Origin of the sequence: Rhodococcus sp. NPDC080181, from assembly GCF_040702225.1 — a bacterium.
Taxonomy (GTDB): domain Bacteria; phylum Actinomycetota; class Actinomycetes; order Mycobacteriales; family Mycobacteriaceae; genus Rhodococcoides; species Rhodococcoides fascians.
Map to the genome: position 1 here is coordinate 34,570 of NZ_JBFBKN010000031.1, position 10,279 is coordinate 44,848.

A 10,279-nucleotide genomic window follows, 5' to 3' on the forward strand; every position below is an offset into this window, starting at 1 on the left:
TTCTGAACTGGGGGTCACCGGGGGGTGAAAAAAATGGCTGCACCAGTGGTGTCGTTGGATGCGTTGACCGCTGCCGCGCGGGAAGAGAATCGGCATGCGGCCCGAAAGATCGCTGCCTGCTACGACTTCCACCTCACCTGCATCGCGCAGGATGCGAAGCATCGGCAGTACAGCCGGTACGGACGCACCGAGATGGCACTCGCGTTGAGCTGCTCCGCCACCGTCGCCGAAGCGTACGTGTCCGTCGGCGTGGCACTGCACACCCGGCTTCCTCTGGTGAAAACCGCATTCGAGGCCGGTGACATCGACCTCCCCCGCGTACGTACGGTGTGCCGGATCCTCGACAACCTCTCCGACGACATCGTCAAGTCCGTCGAGGGCGACATCGTCGAAGCAGCCCGACGGTCGTCACCGGGTCCACTGGAGAACGAGATCTGGGACATTCTGCTGCGCGTCGCACCCGAGGAAGCAGCAGCACTACGCGAATTCGCAAAGAGGTTCCGCAATGTTTCCTACGCCCCGGCTGGGGAGTTGGCGCGGATCCGAGCAGAATTGACCGCCCCCGAAGCGGCAGCCGCATGGCAGCTCCTCGAGGAGATGGCCGACACGCTCTGCCCGAAAGACCCCCGCGGCAAACAGGAACGACTGTGCGATGCGTTCATGGCGCGAATGCACGGAGAACCCAGGCTGACATGCCTGTGCCAACGCGCGGACTGCCCGAAGACCGAGACCGAGACCGTATTGCCGGATCGTCGGGTGCCGTTGACGATGGTCACCGTCGATATCGCGACGCTGATCGGACTGCTCGCGAACCCTGCGTACCTGGCTGGGCACGGTTCCATCGATCCTGATCTCGCGCGGGAATTGGCGCGCAACAGTCAGTGGCAGATCCTGCTCACCGAAGCAGTCACCCTCGCCGAGACACTCGGACTGGCGGTGCAGAACCCAGAGACCGGGGAATGGGAACGACGCTCCGCTGAATCCACAGACACCACAGACGAGCCGAACAGGGCAGACCCCGAGCCGGCACAGCCGAACTCGGCAGCATCGAATACAGTGGAAACGAACGCCGCGGAATCGAATGCGCCAGCAACACAGACGGATACGGGTCCGACCACAGGAACGCCCGCGACAGGTACTGCAGCGTCGGATACACCCGCGGGAACCGGCGCGGTTGGGCCAACGAGAGACGCGGGCAACGTGATTGACGAATCCAGTGCCAATACTACTGACGACGCAAATGCCAATGCTGCTGACGATGTCGAGCGCGCAGGCGGTGCCGGCGCTGATCCCGCGGACAGCTCGCAGTCCGGTATCGACGCAGCCACTCGACCCAATACTCCGGGCACAGGCACCGGCACACAACGTCGCGCGCAGCGAGCCGCACCACCACCACAGTCGCCACCGGACCCAGAACCGCACCCCAGGTCATGTTCGAGCCCACAGCTCCGTTCAGGTTCGGGTTCGGTTGCACCACAACCTCATTCGACCACCACAGACGCCCCACCCGAGCCGTCCGCCGATCCCGACACCCGGCAAGGGCGTCGGAATGCCCTTGCCTCCGCAGCGGCCCTGTTCTGTACCCACACACCCGTCGGCCGGGGCTCACGGCACAGCTCTGCCCTCGACCTGCCGTCCGCAATCCAGCGCGTAGACCAGACGATCTACCCAGCAGCGCACACACCCTCAGCCCACGGACCCGCACACCGCACCCCCTCCGGCATCTACCTCGGCAATGCATCCCTCGCCGCAGCACTCGAAGCCGCCATCGCCGCCGACCCCACCCTCGGAACATCTTTCGGGCGCGACCCACTCACCGACCGAGCCCTGATCTACAGACCCGACGCCCTCACCACCGCCGCCGTCCGACTACGCGACCGCCACTGCCGCTTCCCCGGCTGCCACCGACCCGCCGCACGCTGCCAACTCGACCACGTCAACCCGTTCGACCACGCCAACCCCCTCGGCGGCGGCTGGACCACCGTCAACAACCTCCAATGCCTCTGCGAATACCACCACAGCGTCAAAACCGCAGGCTACTGGACCGCAGCCATGCTCCCCGGCGGCGCCATCCTATGGACCTCCACCTCGAAGACCACCCGAATCACCCTGCCAGCCAACGGAACCACAGTACCCATCATCGGCAACGACCTCCGGCCGTACATCCCCACCCAACCCAGACGATCAGGCGTCATCGCCTACCCCGACAACCCGACCCCCGAGCCAGAACCGACCAACGAAGAAGACGAGGAGCCGCCATTCTGAGTATCGGTGCGCTCTGCAGTGCCTACTCATGGCGGCCTCGCGAATTCTGGTCGCTGCCGACCGGCATACTCGATCCATGAGGTATTCACGTGCGCACACCCGCCCGAGGGCGCTGTCGTTGCACGGACGGATTCGAGTGTTGACGATGAGCCTGGCCGCGCTCGCCGTTGCGGTCAGCGCTCTGGCGATCTACCTCGTCGCAGAGCAGTCGCTTCGCTCGCAGATCATCGACCGTGTCGGCCGAAACAGCGATGCGCTGATCGCCAGCGCAGCGTCGGGAGTGCCGGCCGATCTGTTCGGGTTCGGGATCGAAGACACAGAAGGAACCGCGGTCAAAGTTGCGTTGATGACCACCGATGGCACCTTGGTGTCCTCGTCCAACGGCACCTACCCCTTCACCAACTCCGATGGTGGGCTCGACGATCCGGAGAAGGCGGTCACCGAGGGCCGCACCGATCGGTCACTGCGGGAGGTTCGCGGCTACTACATCTCCGCCGAGCGCACCGATTCCGGTGAGACGATCATGGTGGCCGAAGCCCTGAGCGGTACCTCACCACTGCTCGGAAAACTCACGCTTGCCCTGATCCTCGTCGGGGCATTTCTCGTCGCCCTCGCTGGTGTGGCCGGCGCAGCCGTCGCTCGCACCGGCCTTCGTCCGGTCAGACGGTTGCGCGCCGGAACGGAACGAGTGGCCAGGACGGGTGACTTCGAGCCCATCGACGTCAACGGAGACGACGAACTGGCGTCTCTCGCCAACAGTTTCAACGAGATGCTGGCTGCGCTTTCGCGGTCGCGGGCACGACAGGGACAGTTGATAGTCGACGCCGGTGCCGAACTGATGGAACCGTTGACCGCGCTGCGCACCAACATCGATCTGTTGATGTCCCTCGACGGCCCGAATGCCCCGGTCATGCCCGACGAGCAACAGGACCGACTGCGCGTGGAGGTCATCGAACAGATGGACGTCATCATCGGACTGGTGCACGACTTGGTCGACCATGCCAGAGAGCCCGCACCTACCCAGCAGTGAGAACCCAGCAGTGACGGTTAGCTGTCGCCGCCGAGCCGCTCGCTATTGTCGAACGATGAATGCCCCTTTGACGATCGTGACCGGCGGCAGCCGCGGAATCGGAGCCGCAGTATCTCGGCGTCTCGTGGCCGATGGGCACGACGTCGTGATCGCCTACCGCTCCGATTCTGCGGCCGCCGACGCAGTGGTGAACGAACTGTCGAGCGCCGACCGAACGGTCGTCGCGATACGTGCCGACACCACCGACGAGCGGTCGGTGATCGATCTGTTCGCTGCTGCTGCCGAGATCGGCACTGCCACCGGATTGGTGAACAACGCCGGATCGGCGCGTGCAATAGGGACCCTGGCGAACAACGACATCGAGACGATCAGGGCAGACTTGGACGTCAACCTGCTCGGCGTCCTGACCTGCTGCAAGTACGCCATACACGCGATGGCCGACCACGGCGGTGCCATCGTCAACATCTCCTCCGCGGCAGCCACCATCGGAAGTCCCGGTATGTACGTGCACTACGCCGCGGCCAAGGCAGCCGTCGACACCTTGACGGTCGGTCTGTCCAAAGAGCTTGCCGCGCAGAACATTCGTGTCAACGCCGTCGCGCCGGGAGTCATCGAGACCGAGTTTCACAAAGACCGTGAGCGACCACGGAAGATGGCGTCGAGCATCCCCCTCGGCCGCCCTGGAGTACCCGACGAGATCGCCGGCGCGGTGTCGTGGCTGTTGTCCGAGGATGCGCGCTACGCCACCGGAACGGTCGTCCGAGTCGCAGGCGGGATGTGACGGACACTCGGCATGCCGATCAGCGAGGCCGAAGTCGATGCAGCTCGACGTCTGTCAGCCCGCCGCCATCGGCAACCGCGGTGAGGTAGGTACAGAACGGCTGCCGACGCCGGTCCGTCGGAGATCCAGGGTTGAGCAGCCGTAGACCGTTGTCGGCCGTCGTATCCCACGGAATGTGACTGTGTCCGAACACGAGGACGTCGGTATCGGGGTATTCGGCCGCCATCCGGCGCTCGCGTCCTGTGGCGGCTCCGGTCTCGTGGACGACGGTGAAGCGCACGCCGCCGAGTACCACGTCGGCACGTTCGGGCATGACCGCACGCAGCTCGTCGCCGTCGTTGTTTCCCCAGCAAGCGACCAGCGAACGAGATCGCTGCGAGAGTGCCTCGAACGTCGCGAGATTCACCCAATCGCCGGCATGGATCACCACATCGGCATCGTCGACGGCGGCCCACACCTGATCGGGCAGCACTTTCGCTCGGGTGGGCAAGTGAGTGTCCGCAATGATCAGTAGCTTCACGCCTCGATTCTGCACCGGCGTCCTGCTCGATGACGCGCGGGCAGGCCGAGTTCATCAGCGAAAGTCTCTGGATCGGGACGCAACTCGCAGATCCATCAATTGCAGATGGTCTGCCACCACGGTCACCGCCCCCTCGGCATTCTGCACTTTGCCTCGAATAAGCAACGCCGGAGCGGTGATTGCGAGTTTGCGGTACTTCGCCCATAACCCCACCGAGCACACGACGTTGACCATGCCGGTTTCGTCTTCGAGGTTGATGAACGTGACGCCTCCCGCGGTCGCCGGACGTTGACGATGCGTCACTGCACCGCCGACGAGGACCCGGTCGCCATCGGGGATCTTCAGCAGCCGATTCGCGGGCACCACGCCGAGGGAATCCAGCCGATCCCGGAAGAACTGAGTGGGGTAGGAATTGGGTGACACTCCCGTTGCCCAGACATCGGCCGACGCCAGATCGAGGTCCGTCATACCCGGCAGCGCAGGCGCTTTCGTCGATGCGCCGACGCCGGGGAGCAGACCGGGCCGCTCCCCCGCGGCCGCTCCGGCAGCCCACAACGCCTCTCGACGAGTGATGCCGAAACACCCCAGCGCGCCGGCCGTGGCCAGTGCTTCCGCTTGCGCCACCGACAGTTCGACGCGTCCCGTCAGATCCAGAAACGAGGTGTACGGCCCGTGTGCGTCTCGCGCATCGACGATCTTCTGGGCAAGTGTCGTCCCGATGAACTTCACGTCCGCCAAACCCATGCGGATCTCGAGACCGTCTGCCTCGAGATTTGCATGGCCGAGGCTGGCGTTGACGTCGGCACCGTGCACGACCACGCCGTGCCGTCTGGCATCGGCCACCAGAGACTGAGGTGAGTAGAAGCCCATCGGCTGAGCGCGTAGCAAACCGGCACAGAATGCCGCCGGATGGTGCAGCTTGAACCACGACGAGTAGAAAACCAACGAGGCGAAGCTCTGCGAATGGCTTTCGGGAAAGCCGAAGTTGGCGAATGCCGAGAGCTTTTCGTAGATTCGATCCGCGGCTGCACCGGTGATGCCGTGCAGATCACGCATTCCGTCGTAGAACCGTCCACGAAGCAATTCCATCTTCTCCGGAGACCGTTTCGATCCCATGGCTCGACGCAGCTGATCGGCATCGGCGGCGCTGAAGCCCGCGACGTCGATGGCCATCTGCATCAGCTGTTCCTGGAACAGCGGCACGCCGAGAGTTCGATCGAGAGCTTTCTTCAGCGACGGATGATCGAAGGTGACCGGTTCGAGTCCGTTGCGCCGCTTGACGTACGGGTGCACCGAGCCACCTTGGATGGGACCGGGACGAATCAAGGCGACCTCGACGACGAGATCGTAGAAATTACGCGGCTTGAGCCGCGGAAGAGTGGCCATCTGGGCCCGCGACTCGACCTGGAACACACCGACCGAATCGGCCCGTTGCAGCATCTCGTACACCGCATGTTCGGACAGGTCGATCGAGGCGAGGTCGATCTCGATGCCCTTGTGTTCGGCGACCAGGTCGATCATGTAATGCAGAGCCGAGAGCATCCCGAGCCCGAGCATGTCGAACTTGACCAAACCCACTGCGGCACAATCGTCTTTGTCCCATTGCAGCACACTGCGATTCTCCATCGTCGCCCATTCCACCGGGCACACGTCGGCGATCGGTCGGTCGCAGATCACCATTCCTCCCGAATGGATGCCGAGGTGACGCGGAAAGCCCTCGATCTGACGGGCGAGGTCGAGAACGGAATCGGGGATCCCGTCGCCGTCCTGATCGCCGATTCCGGACCACCGGGTGATCTGCTTGCTCCACGCGTCCTGTTGTCCCTGGGAGAACCCGAGAGCGCGGGCCATGTCTCGTACCGAGGACTTCCCGCGATAGGTGATGACGTTGGCGACCTGAGCGGCATGGGTTCGGCCGTACTTGGCGTACACATGCTGAATGGCCTCTTCCCGCCGATCCGACTCGATGTCGATGTCGATGTCGGGTGGTCCGTCGCGTTCGGGTGCGAGAAACCGCTCGAACAGCAACTTGTTGGCAACCGGATCGACGTTCGTGATTCCGATGGCGTAGCAGACGGCCGAGTTCGCCGCCGAACCTCGCCCCTGGCACAGGATGTCGTGGGTCTTGCAGAAATGAACGATGTCGTGCACCACCAGGAAGTAACCCGGAAATTCGAGCCGCTCGATGATGTCGAGCTCGTACTCCAACTGCGAATATGCAGCCGGGTTCGCCGACTGCGGGCCGTACCGCCGGGCAGCACCCTCGAACGTGAGCCGCCGCAGGTAATTGATCTCGGTGTAACCGTCGGGCACCTCGAAGGGTGGGAGACGAGGCGCAATCAGTTTCAGATCGAACGTGCATTCTCGACCCAGTTCGACGGCACCGCGCACTGCACCGGGATAGTGCTCGAACAGCTCCGCCATCTCCGCCCCCGACCGCAGATGTGCACCGCCCGTCGGTGCCAGCCACCCTGCCGCCTCGTCCAGACTGCTCCGGGCACGTACCGCAGCCATCGCCATGGCCAATCTGCGGCTACGTGGACTGGCGTAGTGCGCCGCCGTGGTGGCGATCATCGGCAGACCGTACCGGCGAGCCAGGGCCGCGAGAGCGTCGTTGCGCTCGTCGTCGTCGGCAGTGCCGTGCCTGGTGAGCTCGACGGTGACGCGCTCGGCCCCGAACCGATCGACCAGATCACGCAGCGCGAGATCGGCCGCCTCCGGCCCACCCCGCGAGAGCGCTTGGCGGACATGCCCTTTGCGACAACCGGTCAGGATCTGCCAGTGCCCTCCCGCCGATTCGGTGAGTTCGTCCACGTCGTACCGCGGCTCACCCTTGACTCCGCCGGCTAGATGCGCGGCCGCGATCCGACGCGACAGCCGCCGATACCCTTCCTGTCCACGAGCGAGCACCAGAAGATGCGTACCGTCGGGATCGGTCGCTCCGGCCCTGGACCGGTGGGTGTCGAGCGACAGCTCCGCACCGAACACTGTTCCGATGCCGAGGGCTCGTGCTGCCTCGGCGAAACGTACGACGCCGTAGAAGCCGTCGTGGTCGGTGATCGCAATGGATTCGAGTCCCAGACGCACCGCTTCCTCGACCATTTCCTCCGGCTGCGATGCTCCGTCGAGAAAGCTGAACGCAGAATGCGCATGCAGTTCTGCGTACGGTGTGGACGGCCCCACCGAATCGGGCCGGCGACCCTGGTAGGCGTCGCGTTTGCGCGACCACGCCGGGCTGTCGCCCCCATCGCCTTCGACGACCGGCTTGGGGCGCCCGGAGAGGACTCGCTCCATTTCCGACCAGGTGGGCGGCCCGTCGTTCCATCCCATCGAGACCACCTCCTTCACACCGTCACACACATCGTCGAACACTTGTTCTAATGAGAACACGAGGGTCCGACACGATCAACTACAGTCGAATCGCTACTCACCCCTTCCACAGAGCCGGAGCACAGTTGTGACGCGTTGGGCATCGTTCGTCGTATCGCACAAGCGATGGGTGCTCGCCGTCGTCGTCGCGGTCGTAGCCGTCGGCGGCGTGCTGGGACTGGGCGTCTTCTCGAAACTGAGTGAGGGCGGATACGCTGACGCAGGCAGCGAATCGTCACAGGTCGCGCGGCTGGTCCAGGGCATCGGCCAACCGACCCCCGACATCGTCGCGATCTACACCGCACCCGATGGACGCACGATCGACGACATCGGACCACAGGTGCAGTCGACACTCGACGAATTCCGCAGCCGCTACACCCTCGGAAACGTGAACTCCTACTGGACCGCGGATCCAGTGACCAAGGAATTCCTGGTCTCGAAAGACCGAACCAAGGCGCTGGTGACCATCTCCCTCGGTGCGAAATCGGGAGTTACGTTCAACACGTTCGGTGAGCTACCTCCACAACTCGTCGTCCCCGGCATCGAGTCGCAATTCGCCGGCGCATCGGTCGTGGGAGTCTCGCTCAGCCAAACCCTCGAGCGAGACCTCGTGCGCTCGGAGATCATCGCCGTCCCCATCACACTTCTGCTTCTCGTCTTCATCTTCGGTGGCGTGATCGCCGCAGCGGTACCGGTATTCGTCGGGATTCTCAGTGTGCTCAGCTCGCTGGCAATCCTGCGGGTGCTCACCGAATTCACCGAGGTGAGCTCGTTCTCGATCAACGTCGCGTCGCTGCTCGGCCTCGGCTTGGCCATTGATTACGGACTGTTCATCGTCAGTCGATTCCGCGAGGAACTCCGCACTGGGTCGTCGTCGATGGAGGCGACCGTACGTACCGTGTCCACTGCAGGGCGCACCGTCGTCTTCTCCGGACTGCTCCTGATCTGCGCGTTCGCGGGCATGCTGGTCTTCCCGCAGGCGGTGATCCGATCCCTCGGTTTCGGTGCCATGGCCGCGGTGGCCAGCGCCGCCCTGCTGTCCCTGACCGCGGTGCCCGCCCTGCTCGCCCTTCTCGGCACTCGCATCAACTCCTGGACCTGGTCGCGTACCGCCTCGGACCGCAGCGACGCACGCGCACACAAGTTCTGGGGTGGTGTCGTCACCCGAGTGATGAAGAATCCAGGAATCGTCGCCGCCGTCATCGTCGCCGGCTTGTTGATTGTCGCCACCCCGATTCTGAAGGTCTCCCTGGGGGAGGTCGACTACACCGCACTACCGAAGAACGACCCGGCACGGGCAGCCTTCGAAACCCTCGCCACCGACTTCGAGTCCACCGGCGACGGTGCCACCGTGGTGCTGCGGGGTCTCGACGGCGTCAAGCCTCAGGGCCCGCCCGTTGCGGAACTGACCGCAGCGATGAACACCACCCCCGGCGTGGCCCGAGCCGAATTCCTCGGATCCAAGGACGATTTGGTGGCATTCCAGGCGTCCTACAGCGAACCCAGCGACGGAACGACCGAGGCTCGGTCCCAATCGAATGCGGTGACTGCCCTCCGAGCGATCACTCCACCGGACGGCACCGAAATCCTCGTCGGCGGCGGACGCGCGAACGTCGACGACGGTAATGCCGCGATAGCGAAATGGCTGCCGGTGATGATCGCGATCATGGTGATCTCGACGTTGGTCCTGCTGTTCCTGGCCTTCGGCTCGATAGTGCTGCCGATCAAAGCAGTTCTCATGGCCGGGCTGAGCCTGGCAGCGACCTTCGGAGCACTGACCTGGGTGTTCCAGGAAGGTCACGGTGCAAGCCTGCTGGGAGTGACGCCCGGTCCGCTCGAGTCGACCTTCGTCGTACTCATCCTCGCAGTCATCTTCGGCCTGTCGACCGACTACGAAGTGTTCTTGATGTCTCGGATGGTCGAAGCTCGCTCGGCAGGTGCTTCCACCGAGGAGGCCGTTGTTTTCGGAGCTCAACGCACCGGGCGCATCGTCACTGCCGCGGCCCTGATTCTGATCGTCGTCACCGGTGCGTTCACGATCTCGGGCCTGTCGATCATGAAGTTCCTCGGCTTCGGCGTGATTCTGGCGCTGATCATCGACGCCACCATCATCCGCATGCTGCTGGTGCCCTCCTTGGTCAAGCTCATGGGCGAAGCCAACTGGTGGGCCCCGGCGTGGATGAAGAAGGTGCACGAAAAGGCCGGTATGGGGCACTAGCTGTTCTTCTCGGGGACGTTGTGGACGGTCAGTCGCTCGATGGGTGACTTGCCGCCGATGCCTGTGTGGGGTCGGTGGTGATTGTAGTGATGGATC

6 protein-coding genes are annotated in these 10,279 nt (G+C 64.0%); 4 read left to right on the forward strand and 2 right to left on the reverse strand.

Annotated elements, in window-relative coordinates; genetic code table 11:
• The first annotated feature begins 33 nt into the window (after positions 1 to 33).
• The 3 genes from AB0O58_RS23920 (at position 34) to AB0O58_RS23930 (ending at position 4,076) form a co-directional block, all read left to right on the forward strand.
• A complete protein-coding gene (locus tag AB0O58_RS23920; RefSeq protein ID WP_366238874.1) occupies positions 34 to 2,265 on the forward strand; it encodes a DUF222 domain-containing protein in 2,232 nt (743 codons plus the stop codon).
• A 76-nt stretch (positions 2,266 to 2,341) separates the two neighbouring features.
• On the forward strand, positions 2,342 to 3,295 hold the full coding sequence (locus AB0O58_RS23925) for a HAMP domain-containing protein (RefSeq protein WP_032400176.1): 954 nt from the start codon (positions 2,342 to 2,344) through the stop codon (positions 3,293 to 3,295).
• A 55-nt stretch (positions 3,296 to 3,350) separates the two neighbouring features.
• Positions 3,351 to 4,076 (forward strand): SDR family oxidoreductase, encoded by a 726-nt coding sequence (locus AB0O58_RS23930; protein WP_283550074.1) that lies wholly within the window; start codon positions 3,351 to 3,353, stop codon positions 4,074 to 4,076.
• A 19-nt stretch (positions 4,077 to 4,095) separates the two neighbouring features.
• Here the strand turns inward: AB0O58_RS23930 and AB0O58_RS23935 are convergent, their stop codons facing one another.
• Together AB0O58_RS23935 and AB0O58_RS23940 are read right to left on the reverse strand one after the other, a co-directional pair.
• On the reverse strand, positions 4,096 to 4,596 hold the full coding sequence (locus AB0O58_RS23935; RefSeq protein ID WP_283542198.1) for a metallophosphoesterase: 501 nt from the start codon (positions 4,594 to 4,596) through the stop codon (positions 4,096 to 4,098).
• 54 nt (positions 4,597 to 4,650) lie between these two features.
• Positions 4,651 to 7,926 carry an error-prone DNA polymerase gene (locus tag AB0O58_RS23940; RefSeq protein WP_283542199.1) on the reverse strand — a complete coding sequence of 1,092 codons (3,276 nt, stop codon included), beginning with the start codon at positions 7,924 to 7,926 and terminating at the stop codon, positions 4,651 to 4,653.
• 127 nt (positions 7,927 to 8,053) lie between these two features.
• Between AB0O58_RS23940 and AB0O58_RS23945 the strand changes: the two genes are divergently transcribed.
• On the forward strand, positions 8,054 to 10,183 hold the full coding sequence (locus AB0O58_RS23945) for an MMPL family transporter (protein WP_167327208.1): 2,130 nt from the start codon (positions 8,054 to 8,056) through the stop codon (positions 10,181 to 10,183).
• The last annotated feature ends 96 nt before the right edge of the window (positions 10,184 to 10,279 follow it).

Bases quoted from the DNA above. Each gene is read 5' to 3' on its own strand.
- AB0O58_RS23940 (WP_283542199.1), bottom strand. From the start codon at position 7,926: ATGGGATGGAACGACGGGCCGCCCACCTGGTCGGAAATGGAGCGAGTC.
- AB0O58_RS23930 (WP_283550074.1), top strand. From the start codon at position 3,351: ATGAATGCCCCTTTGACGATCGTGACCGGCGGCAGCCGCGGAATCGGA.
- AB0O58_RS23920 (WP_366238874.1), top strand. From the start codon at position 34: ATGGCTGCACCAGTGGTGTCGTTGGATGCGTTGACCGCTGCCGCGCGG.
- AB0O58_RS23925 (WP_032400176.1), top strand. From the start codon at position 2,342: ATGAGGTATTCACGTGCGCACACCCGCCCGAGGGCGCTGTCGTTGCAC.